This is a genomic window from Oceanobacillus jeddahensis, from assembly GCF_000750635.1.
GTDB lineage: Bacteria > Bacillota > Bacilli > Bacillales > Amphibacillaceae > Oceanobacillus > Oceanobacillus jeddahense.
On record NZ_CCDM010000008.1, the window covers coordinates 1 to 14,763 of the forward strand.

General features: G+C 39.3%; 13 protein-coding genes and 1 rRNA gene. 4 read left to right on the forward strand and 10 right to left on the reverse strand.

What is annotated here, in order from left to right; translation table 11 throughout:
- Nucleotides 1-63 precede the first annotated feature (63 nt).
- A 16S ribosomal RNA gene (locus tag BN986_RS23550) occupies nucleotides 64-1,625 on the reverse strand.
- Between the two features lie 597 nt (nucleotides 1,626-2,222).
- On the opposite strand from BN986_RS23550, the gene pdaB reads away from it, so the two are divergent.
- Entirely contained in the window at nucleotides 2,223-2,978 is a 756-nt protein-coding gene (gene pdaB, locus BN986_RS23555) for a polysaccharide deacetylase family sporulation protein PdaB (protein ID WP_040984878.1), read from the forward strand.
- Between the two features lie 702 nt (nucleotides 2,979-3,680).
- On the opposite strand, the gene BN986_RS23565 is transcribed toward pdaB, so the two are convergent.
- Nucleotides 3,681-4,334, reverse strand: coding sequence for a KinB-signaling pathway activation protein (locus BN986_RS23565; protein ID WP_040985152.1), 654 nt, complete (start codon nucleotides 4,332-4,334; stop codon nucleotides 3,681-3,683).
- 427 nt (nucleotides 4,335-4,761) lie between these two features.
- On the opposite strand from BN986_RS23565, the gene gerD reads away from it, so the two are divergent.
- Nucleotides 4,762-5,385, forward strand: a complete 624-nt coding sequence (gene gerD / locus BN986_RS23570) for a spore germination lipoprotein GerD (RefSeq protein ID WP_040984882.1) — start codon at nucleotides 4,762-4,764, stop codon at nucleotides 5,383-5,385.
- An 80-nt stretch (nucleotides 5,386-5,465) separates the two neighbouring features.
- Here the strand turns inward: gerD and BN986_RS23575 are convergent, their stop codons facing one another.
- Nucleotides 5,466-6,524: an Mrp/NBP35 family ATP-binding protein gene (locus BN986_RS23575; RefSeq protein ID WP_040984884.1), complete on the reverse strand. Its 1,059-nt coding sequence runs from the start codon at nucleotides 6,522-6,524 to the stop codon at nucleotides 5,466-5,468.
- A 190-nt stretch (nucleotides 6,525-6,714) separates the two neighbouring features.
- A complete protein-coding gene (gene cwlD, locus BN986_RS23580; RefSeq protein ID WP_040984886.1) occupies nucleotides 6,715-7,443 on the reverse strand; it encodes an N-acetylmuramoyl-L-alanine amidase CwlD in 729 nt (242 codons plus the stop codon).
- Between the two features lie 489 nt (nucleotides 7,444-7,932).
- Between cwlD and BN986_RS23585 the strand changes: the two genes are divergently transcribed.
- The gene (locus BN986_RS23585) at nucleotides 7,933-8,364 is read left to right on the forward strand and encodes a DUF948 domain-containing protein (protein ID WP_040984888.1); all 432 of its coding nucleotides are present in this window, start codon (nucleotides 7,933-7,935) and stop codon (nucleotides 8,362-8,364) included.
- Nucleotides 8,365-8,409: 45 nt separating this feature from the next.
- On the opposite strand, the gene BN986_RS23590 is transcribed toward BN986_RS23585, so the two are convergent.
- The 3 genes from BN986_RS23590 to BN986_RS23600 are packed head-to-tail and all read right to left on the reverse strand — an operon-like array spanning nucleotide 8,410 to nucleotide 9,528.
- Nucleotides 8,410-8,643 (reverse strand): hypothetical protein, encoded by a 234-nt coding sequence (locus tag BN986_RS23590; protein WP_040984890.1) that lies wholly within the window; start codon nucleotides 8,641-8,643, stop codon nucleotides 8,410-8,412.
- Nucleotides 8,633-9,085: a DUF948 domain-containing protein gene (locus tag BN986_RS23595; protein ID WP_040984892.1), complete on the reverse strand. Its 453-nt coding sequence runs from the start codon at nucleotides 9,083-9,085 to the stop codon at nucleotides 8,633-8,635. The genes BN986_RS23590 and BN986_RS23595 overlap by 11 nt, the downstream gene beginning before the upstream one ends.
- Nucleotides 9,082-9,528, reverse strand: coding sequence for a DUF948 domain-containing protein (locus BN986_RS23600; protein WP_052401132.1), 447 nt, complete (start codon nucleotides 9,526-9,528; stop codon nucleotides 9,082-9,084). Before BN986_RS23600 ends, BN986_RS23595 begins: the two co-directional genes overlap by 4 nt.
- Before the next feature lie 587 nt (nucleotides 9,529-10,115).
- On the opposite strand from BN986_RS23600, the gene BN986_RS23605 reads away from it, so the two are divergent.
- Nucleotides 10,116-10,976: a YihY/virulence factor BrkB family protein gene (locus tag BN986_RS23605; RefSeq protein WP_040984894.1), complete on the forward strand. Its 861-nt coding sequence runs from the start codon at nucleotides 10,116-10,118 to the stop codon at nucleotides 10,974-10,976.
- Between the two features lie 59 nt (nucleotides 10,977-11,035).
- Here the strand turns inward: BN986_RS23605 and BN986_RS23610 are convergent, their stop codons facing one another.
- The 3 genes from BN986_RS23610 to BN986_RS23620 all read right to left on the reverse strand — a co-directional run bounded on the left by BN986_RS23610 (nucleotide 11,036) and on the right by BN986_RS23620 (nucleotide 14,746).
- Nucleotides 11,036-12,211 (reverse strand): GNAT family N-acetyltransferase, encoded by a 1,176-nt coding sequence (locus BN986_RS23610; RefSeq protein ID WP_040984895.1) that lies wholly within the window; start codon nucleotides 12,209-12,211, stop codon nucleotides 11,036-11,038.
- Between the two features lie 32 nt (nucleotides 12,212-12,243).
- Nucleotides 12,244-12,894 (reverse strand): YdeI/OmpD-associated family protein, encoded by a 651-nt coding sequence (locus BN986_RS23615; protein WP_040984897.1) that lies wholly within the window; start codon nucleotides 12,892-12,894, stop codon nucleotides 12,244-12,246.
- 241 nt (nucleotides 12,895-13,135) lie between these two features.
- A complete protein-coding gene (locus tag BN986_RS23620) occupies nucleotides 13,136-14,746 on the reverse strand; it encodes an L-lactate permease (RefSeq protein WP_040984899.1) in 1,611 nt (536 codons plus the stop codon).
- Nucleotides 14,747-14,763 lie beyond the last annotated feature (17 nt).

Genomic DNA, 14,763 nt, shown 5'->3' on the forward strand with positions numbered 1-14,763 from the left:
AGAGAATTACTCTCTCAAAACTGAACCAAACAAACCAGTACAAATTCCGTTAATTATCCTTAGAAAGGAGGTGATCCAGCCGCACCTTCCGATACGGCTACCTTGTTACGACTTCACCCCAATCATTCGTCCCACCTTCGGCGGCTGGCTCCAAAAGGTTACCTCACCGACTTCGGGTGTTACGAACTCTCGTGGTGTGACGGGCGGTGTGTACAAGACCCGGGAACGTATTCACCGCGGCATGCTGATCCGCGATTACTAGCGATTCCGGCTTCATGTAGGCGAGTTGCAGCCTACAATCCGAACTGAGAACGGTTTTATGGGATTTGCTTCACCTCGCGGATTCGCTTCCCTTTGTTCCGTCCATTGTAGCACGTGTGTAGCCCAGGTCATAAGGGGCATGATGATTTGACGTCATCCCCACCTTCCTCCGGTTTGTCACCGGCAGTCACCTTAGAGTGCCCAACTAAATGCTGGCAACTAAGATTAAGGGTTGCGCTCGTTGCGGGACTTAACCCAACATCTCACGACACGAGCTGACGACAACCATGCACCACCTGTCACTTTGTCCCCGAAGGGAAAACTCTATCTCTAGAGCGGTCAAAGGATGTCAAGACCTGGTAAGGTTCTTCGCGTTGCTTCGAATTAAACCACATGCTCCACCGCTTGTGCGGGTCCCCGTCAATTCTTTTGAGTTTCAGCCTTGCGGCCGTACTCCCCAGGCGGAGTGCTTAATGCGTTAACTTCAGCACTAAGGGGCGGAAACCCCCTAACACCTAGCACTCATCGTTTACGGCGTGGACTACCAGGGTATCTAATCCTGTTCGCTCCCCACGCTTTCGCTCCTCAGCGTCAGTTACAGACCAGAGAGTCGCCTTCGCCACTGGTGTTCCTCCACATCTCTACGCATTTCACCGCTACACGTGGAATTCCACTCTCCTCTTCTGCACTCAAGTCCTCCAGTTTCCAATGCACGTTTGCAGTTGAGCTGCAAGATTTCACATCAGACTTAAAGAACCGCCTGCGAGCGCTTTACGCCCAATAATTCCGGACAACGCTTGCCACCTACGTATTACCGCGGCTGCTGGCACGTAGTTAGCCGTGGCTTTCTGGTCGGGTACCGTCAAGGTACGATCAGTTACTATCGTACTTGTTCTTCCCCGACAACAGAGTTTTACGATCCGAAAACCTTCATCACTCACGCGGCGTTGCTCCGTCAGACTTTCGTCCATTGCGGAAGATTCCCTACTGCTGCCTCCCGTAGGAGTCTGGGCCGTGTCTCAGTCCCAGTGTGGCCGATCACCCTCTCAGGTCGGCTACGCATCGTCGCCTTGGTGAGCCCTTACCCCACCAACTAGCTAATGCGCCGCAGGCCCATCTGTAAGTGACAGCAAAAGCCGCCTTTTAACTTATCATCAGGTGATGCTAAGTATTATCAGGTATTAGCTCGCGTTTCCGCGAGTTATCCCAGTCTTACAGGCAGGTTGCCTACGTGTTACTCACCCGTCCGCCGCTCGTTCCACGAACGTCCCTCCGAAGAGTTCTGTTCGCTTCCCGCGCTCGACTTGCATGTATTAGGCACGCCGCCAGCGTTCGTCCTGAGCCAAGATCAAACTCTCCATAAAAGTGTTTGAATACTTTAGCTTTCAGAAGTCTACTTCTGACTTAATTCTTTAAGAAAAACGAGGTTGTTTTTCTTCTTTCGTACTGGTTGTTTTGTTCAGTTTTCAAAGAGCAATTTGTTAATCTGTCGTTTTTAGCGACAAGATATAATTTATCATGTTTCAATTTTGTTGTCAACACTTTTTTGAAAGTGTTTTGTCGAAGTAATTTCGCTTTATTTCGTTTTCTTCCGACAACAAAAATTAATATACCATACAAAACTGAGAAGGGCAATACTTTTTCATAAAAAAAGTTACTAAATTAAATCACTTTTTTGTCTTTCACTCAAAAAAATATAATAACTTCTCCATATGACAACTTTTACAATCTCTATCTTCTAGCTATTACCGGTATCCATATTCTATTAGTTTTAACATTTCATCTATAAAATATGCTCTATACATTAAATTGTCTTTCTCTGATTATCAATTTTTTCATAGAATAATACAAGCTTGTACATATCTCCAAAATCACAACATATATATATACTAGAACGAATTATTTCGCACTGCCAAAAATGATTGCCATGTATTTCACTACATCAAAAAGGAGGAACAAAATTGAATCACTTCTACACAATTCGTTTGAACCAAAAGAAAATTATATTAACAGCAGCTATCATCTTAACAGCCGTAATTTTAATTTGGACGCAGACTCCTTCTATTATAACTATGTTCACGAAGGATGAACCTGCTGCTCTCTCCAAAGGAAATGAAGATTTAGAAGATGTTGCCGTCACCTTCAATATTAGTTGGGGAGAGGAAAAAGTAGAAAGTATTCTTGATGTATTAGAAAAAGAAGATGTCCAAGCTACATTTTTTGTCAGCGGGGAGTGGGCTGAACGTCACCCGGATTTATTGGAAGCAATTTCTGAAGGAACGCACGAGATCGGACTACTCGGCTACCGTTATAAAAGTTATTTAGATCAAGAGCCCGAACAGATAAGACAAGATTTACTAAAAGCACAAGAGGTTATGGACAAACTTGGATATGAAGATATTCAGCTTCTTCGTACACCACACGGTCATTTAAACGAAGAAATTATTGAGCTGGCAGAAAACATGCAATTTCAAGTTGTTCATTGGAATGTCAACCCCGATGATTGGGAAAACCCTGGAGTAGAATCTATCGTTGATGATGTCATGGAGCAAACAGAAAATGGTGATATTATTCTGCTGCACGCTTCTGATAGTGCCAAGCAGACTGCCGAAGCTTTAGAGACGATCCTGCCCGGCTTAAAAAATAAAGGATACGGTTTGATTACGATATCAGAAATGGTAAATCAGGCAAAAGCAGAGACTGAACTGATTGATTGATTTTTTTCATTTCCTGAAATCCCCTTTTAAGTATACTTTTTTAACAAGTATAGACTTAGATCTTGAGTCTGTCTTTTGAATATAGATTAGCGTGTGAACAGAAACAGGCAGCACTTCCTTAATATAAAAGGGTGCTGCCTGTTTCTGTTTATCCTTATAAATAACCAAAATGCCGTGTCTTACATTTAGCAGAACGTAAGTATTCGGTTCTCCTTTACCAGCATCAGGATGTATGAATACTCCCGCCACTTCATTTCTAAAGAAATTGGAAGTGTGGGTTTCTGGGATGTCGACTTTCAAGATGACGAATAACCGCCAGTGGAGCTGACACATCGGTGTGCAAAAAACAACCAACTCCGCTATTCTGTTGGTCCTACCTCCCAAGACTACTTTTTCAGCCTATATGAGGTTCACACATTTGTCGCAGTGTAACTGGCTGGGACTGGGGATGCGGTTACCCGCCCCAGCCCCAACCCCAGGACGTTGCAACGTTAGCCTGTCTTGAGGTTGAGAGTCCTCTCGCCTAATCAAGTTAGATTCGGACGTTTCCGTTCCCACAGGGACACAGAAAGCTAAGTCAACGTTCCTTTAAATCCATTGTTTTTCTTATATTCCAAACATTAAAATAAAATGGTGCTCAAATCCGACCGCAGAGCACTTCCATGTAAGGAAGGGGTCGGAGAGGCACCTATTATAATTGATTTATGCTTTCTTCGTTTGTGCTTTTTTTGATTTCTGTGCAGTTTTCTGTTCTCTATCTGGTTTTTTTTCCACAAAAGGCAATTTATGAAGTGTTAGAATTTGATATGTGTTACATACCAATAGTGGTATAACCATTAACCAAGCATAATCTGTTCCATCTACCATTAATCCTGGAACCCATTCGACAGTTGTAAAAACGACCATAAAAAAAAGTGCTGGAATAAAGGCTGTCGATTTTGTTCCTTTTGTTTTTATCTTTGCTACAGTCCAACCAATTAAAAGCATTATAGCAGCAATCAATATAAACCAGTATATCGCTACATCTCCCCCTGTCGCACGATATGGGAAATAGATAAGATCAAATAAAACAAAGACAATCAAACCAACCTGCACTGTTGGCCAATATCCTTTAAATACGTTTAAGCCCATTCGGTTCACAAATAAATATGCAAAGAATCCGGTCATACTTACTGCTGCAAATGTCAGTCCAAGACCTAAAAAGAAAACAAATACCCCGAATAACTCCATTACATCAAACGGAGACATATATGTAAGATATTCCTCCGGCCGTATAAAAAAGCTCGCAATCAATCCAGCAAGCCCTCCTAGCCAGAATGTTTTCCAAAAGAAATTAACCAATATTCTTGTGTTCAATTCTTCACCCCCTAAAGAAGTAACCACTCGTATTTTATCATGAAGTTTCTTATTTTTCTTCATTGCTTGTGTATATTTTGTTAAATTATCAAACATATTAAGGATATCGTTATCTTCTTATCACAGAAAAATATTAGAAATCCTGATATTCATTAAAGGAAACTGGAAAAACGGCTGATGGTTTCTGAGAACCCTTATATTCGGAAGTGCAAACCTTTAGCTAAATAACGCCTTTATTGCGTTTATTGAAAATAAAAATATCATACCATTTTGCTGAAAAACAAAGAAAAACCTGAACCTCCCTTTTATTTAGGAAGGGAGGTATGCAGAAATTGTGTTTTTTGACCTATAAAGCGAAATCTCTATACGAAGAATAAACGTATGACAAAATTTTACTTTCTGATTCCATTAAGAAAGGAGCGTATGTATGAAACGTCACCTGTCCATTTTATTTTTAGTTCTATTCCTATCCCTTGCCGCTGCTTGCGGAAACAATGAAGAATCCCGTGAAACAGAGTATGAAACCACGAAAAAGATGGTTGTTGATATCTTGCAGACAGAGGAAGGTAAAGCGGCATTAAAGGATATACTAAACGATGACGAACTACAGGAAAGCATCGTTATCGAGTCTGATGAAGTAAAAGGAGCAGTCACCAAAGCTTTATCCTCCGATGATAGCAAAGAGAATTGGAAGAAAATGTTCCAAGATCCTGAATTCGTACAAACCTATGCAAAATCGATTTCTGCAGAGCAAAAGAATTTGATGAAAGATCTTATGCATGATAGCCAATTTCAAGAGCAAATGATTGAAATATTAAGGAACCCTGAGGTAGATGAACAGATGCTTTCTGTTATGACAAGCCAAGCATTTCGTGCCCATCTAGAAAAAACAATCCAAGAGACCCTTCAATCTCCGTTATTCCAGGAAAAAATAGAGCAAGCACTTAAAGAAGCAGCCAATCAGAATTCATCCGGAAATAGTGGTGAAAATAATGAAAATTCCCAGAGTAATAATGAAAATGAAAATGGCGAAGATCCTTCATCCGAATAGGTAATCCTTGCATATGTATTTTTTCTAAAAACAAATAGGGTGCTGTTCCACTAAACAGACACCCCATTTTTCTACCAAACCTATCCTTCTAATTTTGCAACTATTTTTGCAGCTACCTTGTGGTACTCTTTTCCATTTGGATGGTCCTCCTGATAAACAGATGGAGCAAATTCGTCCTCTTCTTCATACGGCTGTTGGAGTGACAATTGACCAAGAACTTTTGTTTTTAAAACATCCGCCAGCTTCTTACCGCCGCCTTTTCCAAAAACATATTCCTTCTCCCCGGTCTTCTTACTCTCAAAATAAGCCATGTTCTCCACCACACCAAGAATCTCATGATCTGTTTTTAGAGCCATTTGTCCAGCACGCGCTGCTACAAAAGCAGCTGTTGGATGAGGTGTGGTAACAATCAGCTCCTTACAAGACGGTAAGAGTTCATGGACATCCATTGCAATGTCTCCTGTTCCAGGCGGTAAATCAAGCAATAGATAATCTAATTCTCCCCACTCTACTTCTGTGAAAAAGCTGTTTAACATTTTACCAAGCATTGGTCCGCGCCAGATAATCGGTGAATTATCTTCCACAAAGAATCCCATGGAAACAACTTTAACACCAAAACGTTCAACAGGAATGATCTTCTCTCCCCGTACAACTGGTCTTTCTTCAATACCCATCATATCCGGCACACTAAATCCATAAATATCCGCATCGATAATTCCAACTTTTTTCCCTAAACGCATCAAGGAAACCGCTAAGTTAACGGTTACAGTTGACTTACCAACACCGCCTTTTCCGCTGGCTACGGCAATAAATTCTGTATTGGTGGCTCCGCTTATTAACGTTTCTTCTTTTGCTTTTTCTGCTTCAGACTGATACTTCTGCACCGTTTCCTCTGGTAGCTGTTCAAATCGCAACCCTACTGTATTCGCACCATTACGTTTTAAAATACCAACAATCTCTTGCTGCATTTGCATCTGTTCGCCAGTGTTCATTTTGGAAATTCCAACCTTCACACTAACATGCTTTTTCTCTTCCTTAATGGTAACGGAAGTAATCGCATCTAATTCCTTCAAGCTTCTATGTAAAAAAGGATCCTTTACAGAGCTGAGTAACTCTATAACCTCTTCTTGTGTTAACATATTTTCACCATCCTTTTATGAATCTGTCTAAATGTTAGTATAACATAAAACAAAACTTCATTCAGTTGGTTTGCTTTGTAACCAATTGAGTGACGTCTTAAGTTAATCAGATGGTATCGTGTCCGCTGTGCTTTTATGTCATGTAAAAAAGGCTTAGCCTCTGCCAAACCTTTTTCTTATAAGTTACTGCTCATTCCCCTTCCTCACCCTGAGGATCTTCTGTAACATAACGCAAAATTCCTTCATAAATGCTAGCTGCCATTTGCCTTTGATACGCATCATCCTTCAGTAGCTCCCGCTCCGTCTCATTCGATAAAAAGCCGATTTCTACTAATGCCCCAGGGACTTCTGCATGCTTTAACAAATACATTTGATCAATCGCAAGAGGTTGTCTATTCGTGTTTTCTAAATTACGAATAATTTCTTCCTGAATCATCGTTGCCAGATGCTCTCCTTCCTCAAACCTTGGATAATAGAAGGTCTGAGCTCCATGCCACTGCGAATCAGGTAATGCATTTAAATGGATAGAAATAAAGAAATCCGGCTCTTTCTCATGAATAAACGCTAATCGATTTCGTATATCCTCTGATTTGCGATTTGCCAGACCGCTTGTCCCTTCTGACGCTAAATCAACATCCTCGTCACGTGTTAAATGAACAATCGCCCCGTGCTGCATCAAATATGATTGAATCACCTTTGATACGGACAGCGCAATGTCTTTTTCTACTGTGCCATCTGCCCCCACTGCTCCACCATCCGGTCCGCCATGGCCCGGGTCAATCACAATCACTTTTCCATTTAATGGAAGAGACCAAGTTGAATTAGAAGAATTAATTGCTTCCTTCGTGGGATACTGTAATAAGAAAATAAGTATGAATAAACCGAGAAACCAAAAGGCCAGCTTCTTCTTTTTTGACATATTACTTCGTTCCTTTCATCCCCATCTTTAGAGGTGTATTTTTGCATTATAGAAAGATATATAACGAAATTTTATTCAGTGGAGGGCGGCGTATCCCGCCCCATTAATAATTCCATGTTTTTTCTATTCTTAAAGTGAGAGTCTTACAGTAAGTTGTACTGACTACGATAAAATTTAGTGAACCTTTTCAGTAAGGTGAATAACTGCCGTTCAAAGGAAGAAGCTATACGAAAACGCAACATCTCCTTTTTATAATGGTTATTACAATTCAAACTGGTCCTCAAAGCGTACTGTTTATTGCAAAGCTGTTTCTTACAGCATGTACAAACTCAAAAAAATATAAACAGCAAAAGCCTTTACTAAAAATTTATGGGCCAGCCCCTCGGTTTATGACTTATCTTTTGTAGTATGCTAAAATAAAAATAAATGTTTGAAACCATTCTTCATGTGATATTGTATATTTAGGAATATTAATTCGGAGGTATGATTATGGCTGATTGGATATTAATTGTATTAGGTATTGGAGCTGTTCTGATTGGAGTCGGTTTATTAGGAGTGGCTGCATTTCTCTTTCTAAAACTAGGGGGAGCCGGAAAGCTCATTGCAAGTGCTCAAAAAACCACAGATCAACTGCCTGAGCAAGTAGAAGGAATTACTTCACAAATAACGGATATTCTTAAAACAGGTAATGAAACGTTACAGCAAGTAAACCAGCAAATCAAAGAATTATCTCCATTGTTCTATTTAATTGGAGATGCAGGACGAGCTACGCATAACATGTCATCATCTGTACTTAAAACAGCAAATCAATTACAAGAGACAACCGAAGAGGCAAATATGACGATAGCAAATAAAAATTTGCAGGGCATTTATGGCTTAGCAACCATAGGTTATTTTCTAGTGAAACAGAATAAAAAATAATCGCAATCTAAAAAATCGCTTGGAACCTTCATTCCAAGCGATTTTTTATTTCTCTTCTGCAATTTTATTTTCAACTTCCTGTCGTATTTCATGAAGCTCTGTCGATTTTTGAAAGCCATCGTGATAAAGACGTTGTTCAAAATCACGTAGACGAGTTAATAGAGATGGATTCTCTTCTAAATTTCGTTTTTTATCCACATAAGAGCTTGCCACCCATCCTAATGCAGCACCTACAACCGAACTAACAACGATCCCTGCTTTATATCCTTTATTGTTCATGTGTATATGCCCGTTTCTCACGTTTTAAATCCCGTTTTTTCTTTAACCAATAATAACCAAGGGCAACTCCACCGTATACGCCGCCTAAGTTATTTTTACCTGAAACCTCTTGTCCCACTTCTGTTTTTGTTTTCACAGAATCCGTAACGTCCACTAAAGAAGAAGAAAGCTTCCTTGTTGCATTTCCTACATCACCAACAATATAAAACAACGGGCTTAATTGCTCCATTTTGTTGTTTATATCTGCTAATGCTTGATTACTTTCATGCATAATACTTGTTGTTTCTTTTAAAATACCATCCAATTGTTCTGGTAATTGCTGCACCGTCTTATCAACGCCGCTTAATACACTTGCTAAGTTATTTAATAAATGACCGATAAAAATAGCTAAAATAACACTTGCGACTCCAATGATAATGACGCCAACTCCAATTAATGTCATTTTACTTCCTCCCTCTTCTGGTTGACTTTATTTGTTTTACTTGCCTGATAACTTTTATAAATTTGTATCGCTGCTTCACTCCAAGTGATACCTTTCATTGCAAGATTTAATTTTTCTTCCAATTTTACATCATCCAGCGCCTGACGCTTCACTTTATAAGCTTCGTTTAAACTCTGGACAGATGCACCCACATCTTCTAAAGAACCAAAGGCACTGTCTGTTGCCTGCAGTTTCTCATGCGTATCATCAATTAAATGGTTCACCTCTTTTAAGGATGTCGAAATTTCAGGTGTGATATGGCTCATTTCTTCTTCCATTTTTACGACGGAACTGCCGAGCGAACGAATATTATAGGTAAGCCGATTTAACATAAAGGCTATATAACAACATACGACCGCAAACGCGATAGCAACAAGTAGAATCCCTACGGAAATAATAGGCATATGTAAAAAACTCCTCCTTCTTCAAAATATAAACGCGTATACATGTGGGCTTTAATTGTTCTCATCTAAGAATAACTGCATCCAGCTCCTGCCTTGTTCAAAAGAATAAAATGGACTTGTGATTCCTTCAGATAGCTGCCCGTATTTTCCCATTTTTTCAATCAGACTTTTAAATAGTCTCTATAAACAATATTATACCACCTGCAAAAATAAATAAAACGTTTCTTCTTTATAATATCAGAAAACCTGATATTCGTTAAAGGGAGGCATAAAAGCATATGGTGTTTTCTTAAAATCTTCTATACAATGCTGACATACAACCCTTTCTCGGAATAAAAGCCTTTCCAGATAGTTTTACTGCGCTATTAATAATGATGGAAGACGCTAATATTTAAATATATCGTCCATCATACATAGGATAGAAAAGTTATCTTATTTCCTACTTACCAAGATTATATCTCTTCATTTTTGGGTATAGAGTTCATATACCTTAATCTTTCCCTAAACATTATGGATATATTTATTCCATTTTTCAGGGTCTCCCTCTAAAATGGAAAGGTATGTAAAAATTTTTATTGGAGGCGACTATGGATATTAAACAATTCGGCAAAGATTTTATGAAACGTTTTACCGAAAATAATACGACATTACTTGCAGCTGCGCTTGCTTATTATTTTCTTTTAGCCGTCTTCCCACTTCTTATCGTTGGTTTTGCAATTATCCCTTATTTTAACATAAGTCCTGATGATGCTGTCGGGTTTATCGGCTCCATCTTACCGCAAGAACTTGCAGCAACTTTTGAAGAAAATATCATCAGCTTGGTAGAAACACCCCGCGGCGGACTATTGACTGTCGGGATTTTGGGTACCATTTGGTCTGCATCCAACGGGATCAATGCTTTCATTAAGGTATCAAATCAAGCGTTTGAAGTGGAAGAAACCAGATCATTTATCAAAGCTCGCGGAATAGCCATTCTGTTGACTATCGGAATACTGTTAGCGGCTATTTCATCTATTATTCTTTTGGTGTTTGGAGACGCTATTATCAATTTCTTGATTTCCTTTATTGGTATCAGTGAAGGTACAGAACTTATCCTACAAATATCACGTTTAGTGATGGTCATTGTTATTGTTACCGTTATTTTACTTGGTCTGTATCGTTTTGCACCAAATAAACGGCTTCCTTTCCGCCATATTCTACCTGGAACCTTGACAGCAAGTATTTTATGGCTGGTAAGCTCTTTTGCTTTTTCTATTTATGTATCTAACTTTGGCAATTACTCTGCGACGTATGGAAGCCTTGGGGGGATTATCATCCTGATGATCTGGTTTTTCTTAACAGGAATTATCCTCTTGGTAGGAGCGCTGCTAAACAGTATGTACCACCAGAAAAAAGTAGATGACTCCACAGCAGCCAAAAAAGAAACGGCGAGCAGCAAGGAAGTCTAATATTAGAAATCAAAGCCTGTCTTCTTAACATAGAGACAGGCTTTGATTTTTATTATTATTTAGAAAAAATCTGCAAGATATGGATGTTTTTTCTTAGGAAGATACGCATCCAGCTTTACCATATTTTCTAATTCACCAGAGATAAACGCCTGCTGGTAAAGCTGCTCCAAGGTTTGTTTTCCTAACAAAATCATCGTTAATTGTTGAATTGTCACCGATGCTGTCACATTCTCTCCTGCCGTGTCCTCTGTTTTTTCTGCATAATGTGATCCATTTTGAAAATAAATATGATAAATGCCGCTGTTTTCTTCCAAAACGTCATCTTCCACTTTCAATCGATAGCTTTCTTCCTTTTCTGCCGGCGTCAAGAATGGATATACCTTTAGAAAGGCTTCTACATCAACAATTCTTGTCATAAAATATGGCTTTTGTTCTTGCTTTGCCCTCGGTTCTTCCAGAAAAAGCGGAAGTAAACCATCATCCGGCAGTGTCAAATGTACTTCCTTTGCCATCGAATCATGATTGGCAATAAACTGCAGCAGCCGCTTTTTACTATCCGGGGTAACAGCAACCCATTCATCGATGTCCAGCTTACTATTCTTTACCTGATAACGTATATATCCATCTGCCTTTCCTGCATCATCATAACTTATCGCTGTGATTAATTCTTCTTTGCTGAAAATCCTGTGTTCCCACCAATGATCATCACGGATAAGCATCCCTGTATACAGTTCGGTATAAGCCTGATAGACCTTTTTTAAAATGATTTCTTCATGCTTTTTCATCCGACGCACATAACCTGTTATACCCTTAAATTTAGGAACGTGCTCCATCGGAATCGTAAACTGCATTTCATTGATCGTCATTTCCCAACCGAATTTCCGGTAAAATGGAACACTGAATGGCGCCAGATAAGAAACAAGGTAACCTGCTTTCTTCATTTCACTTAAAGTGTGGATAAGCAACTGCCGAACAGCTCCTTTCCTCCGATACTCCGGCCAAGTTGCAACCGAGGCAATTCCCCCTGTTTTCATAACCTTGCCATGAATGCTTGTTTCCAGCGGAATCAAATGCACCTTTGCAGCAAGATTTTCTCCTTCCATCCAGCCCCAAACCGTTTCATTCTTTTTTGCTTTCTTTTTCTTTTCTATCTCTTCTGGTACAAGCGTAACTTGAAAGGCAAAGGCAGACAACTCATAAATTTCATCATTTGTTACTGGAATTTGTTTAATCATAACAGCCCTCCTCTTTGACAAATAAAGCCGATTTATTTCTTCTGCTGCCGGTACAAATCAATCGATTTATACCCTTGGGACAAAATATCAAGCATTTGCTGTTTGCGCTTATCACGTGTCTTTTCTTGTTTCGCAGAAAAAAGATAACGTGCCCAGTCTTTTTGATAGCCTGGTGTCAAACTCCGGTAAAACGAAAGCACCTCCGGAAATTCTACTAATAACGCTTCTACATCTTTCACCTTCTCAGCATAATCTGCTACGCGCTGGCTCGATGAGGTAGGTTTCTTCTCTTTTCGTTCTTCGCGTTTTAAGCCAATTACAGTAAACACATCATCCATTCGCACCATTCGAGCAAATTTCAAATCACTTTCCGGCACATAACCTTCTTCGTCCACCTTCATAGCAGGGAAAATCTCATCCCTATGGATAGAGGTGTTATAGCGTTTATTTCCCTTTTTAGGGTAAGCAAAAAATAAATACCCTTTTGGCAGTAATAATTTTTTCTCTAAAATTTGATTTGTATATGTAATCATTTCATCCAACGTTTCTACAAAAATAAAAATAGCATCATGCTCTTGTTGCAATGCTTGGTTCTGCTCTGTGAACATATGATAATCAGCTGGTTTGTTGATTATAGCCAAGCTTTTGTATTTATCTAGCTTTAATTTATCTATAATTGACATAATATTCACTCCCTACGTTATGTAAATATATCATTGCACTTCACTTTTTACCAAGATGAAACGATGAGGTGCAAACAATACATCTTTTCAGTGGATGTAGATTGGTATCTTCATTATACCAAATCTTCTTTAAAAAATTCTCAAAGTGCTACAGTTGTAACGATTTTATTTTTAAATTTATCCGTTTCTTAAGATTAAAAATCATCGACGAAGCCTTGTGCTTCATCGATGATTTCCTGTTTTATCCTCCGATAAGGTGCAATAGTATAGACACAGCTGAAACACCAACTCCTGCAATCAATGTGTAGATAAGCGTAATTTTATATACTTCCGACTCTCTTCCTTGTGCATTCGTTGTACTTGTTCCTAATATAATATTGGCTGGTGAAATGACATTACCAATCGCTCCACCTGTTGACTGTGCAGCAATTACAAGAGGTAGTGATAAACCTTCCATCGAATCGACGACAGAACCATGTAACGGTGAGAACAGAACATTGGATGACGTATTTGATGAGGTCATAAATGCCCCGATAATCCCGATTATATTTGCTAAACCAGCATAAATACCCGGCGTAGAAACTTCTGCAATGCCTAGCGCAAGTACGTTTGTTTGTCCTGAGTTTTCCATAATCATTGTCATTGTTAAAAATCCTGTGATTGCCAGTGATGCTCCTAATGCATTATTCTTCAAGCCAGAAAATACATTTTTAGTAGTGTTTTTATGGTGTAATCCTAAACGCTTGTACCAGAAGTAAGCAAAGATAACCGATACAAGTAAATAGAATCCTGGATGTGTCAATGGAGCTATAGGGGAATATGCTTCTTCAGCTTCCATTTCAAAGCCGTATCCTGTTTCAACTGCCGGGAAGGAAAATCCGAATTCAAACTGTTCCAGAAAGCTTTGAATCGGCCCGATTCCAAGAAATATAATACTGATTACCGACAAAACGTAATACGGCATAAAAGCCTGATGCAATGATATATCCGGCTTCTCTCCAGTTTCTGAATCAGTCTCTTCCAGAATGTTCGTTAATTCGTCTAACTCTGATTTTTCACTATACTTCTTCCTTTTGGAAAGCATAAATAAAGCGCCAAAAGCTAAAATCGTCGGGATAAACGTACTTAGCTCTGCGTTAAAGCTTACCATAGCAAGCTGTCCTCCGCCGTGAATCAGCGAAATAATGATAACAGCCAGAAAACCTTCTTTTATTCCTTTCCATTTAGCATAAATCCAGCAAATCATCATACCAGCTATTATATTGGGGAGCCATAATAGAATTCCGGTATAGAGGAGTGTTAATGTTGTATCTTCAATTTGCACTGCATTTATAGTAGCAATCCAGCCAACACCGAGCGTTCCAAACATGTTCGCCCATGAATGCCCTATTAACGGAATAACAATTGCAGCTACAGGTTTCACACCTAATCCAACTAGTAACGGTGCGACAACAGCAATTGGTACCCCAAATCCAGCTACACCCTGAAGAAAAGAGGCAAATACCCAACCAAATCCAAGGACAAGAAACAAGTAATTTCCACTATGGTTTTGTATCTTTTCCCGGATAACTTTAAACGAACCAGATTCATCTGTAACATGGTATAGCATTAAAGCAAACCATACAACCAACAAGATAAAGAATGCTTCCCAAACGCCTTTTCCAAATCCAACAGCCAGCGTTTCGAAAGGGGCTTCAAACATAAAGTAACCTAGTAATGTCGCCAAGCCCATTGCAATCCATCCCGAAGTTCCGCCAGACCATTTAAAAACAACTAACATTAGAAGCAGCAGAACTAATGGTGCAATAGCTAATAACCAATGCAATAAATCAACCGGTAAATTATTTTCCATTATCCATTCCTCCAAAG

Bases quoted from the DNA above. Each gene is read 5' to 3' on its own strand.
- BN986_RS23605 (WP_040984894.1), top strand. From the start codon at position 10,116: ATGGATATTAAACAATTCGGCAAAGATTTTATGAAACGTTTTACCGAA.
- BN986_RS23590 (WP_040984890.1), bottom strand. From the start codon at position 8,643: ATGAACAATAAAGGATATAAAGCAGGGATCGTTGTTAGTTCGGTTGTA.
- BN986_RS23615 (WP_040984897.1), bottom strand. From the start codon at position 12,894: ATGTCAATTATAGATAAATTAAAGCTAGATAAATACAAAAGCTTGGCT.
- BN986_RS23600 (WP_052401132.1), bottom strand. From the start codon at position 9,528: ATGCCTATTATTTCCGTAGGGATTCTACTTGTTGCTATCGCGTTTGCG.
- BN986_RS23585 (WP_040984888.1), top strand. From the start codon at position 7,933: ATGGCTGATTGGATATTAATTGTATTAGGTATTGGAGCTGTTCTGATT.
- BN986_RS23620 (WP_040984899.1), bottom strand. From the start codon at position 14,746: ATGGAAAATAATTTACCGGTTGATTTATTGCATTGGTTATTAGCTATT.
- BN986_RS23575 (WP_040984884.1), bottom strand. From the start codon at position 6,524: ATGTTAACACAAGAAGAGGTTATAGAGTTACTCAGCTCTGTAAAGGAT.
- cwlD (WP_040984886.1), bottom strand. From the start codon at position 7,443: ATGTCAAAAAAGAAGAAGCTGGCCTTTTGGTTTCTCGGTTTATTCATA.
- gerD (WP_040984882.1), top strand. From the start codon at position 4,762: ATGAAACGTCACCTGTCCATTTTATTTTTAGTTCTATTCCTATCCCTT.
- BN986_RS23595 (WP_040984892.1), bottom strand. From the start codon at position 9,085: ATGACATTAATTGGAGTTGGCGTCATTATCATTGGAGTCGCAAGTGTT.
- BN986_RS23610 (WP_040984895.1), bottom strand. From the start codon at position 12,211: ATGATTAAACAAATTCCAGTAACAAATGATGAAATTTATGAGTTGTCT.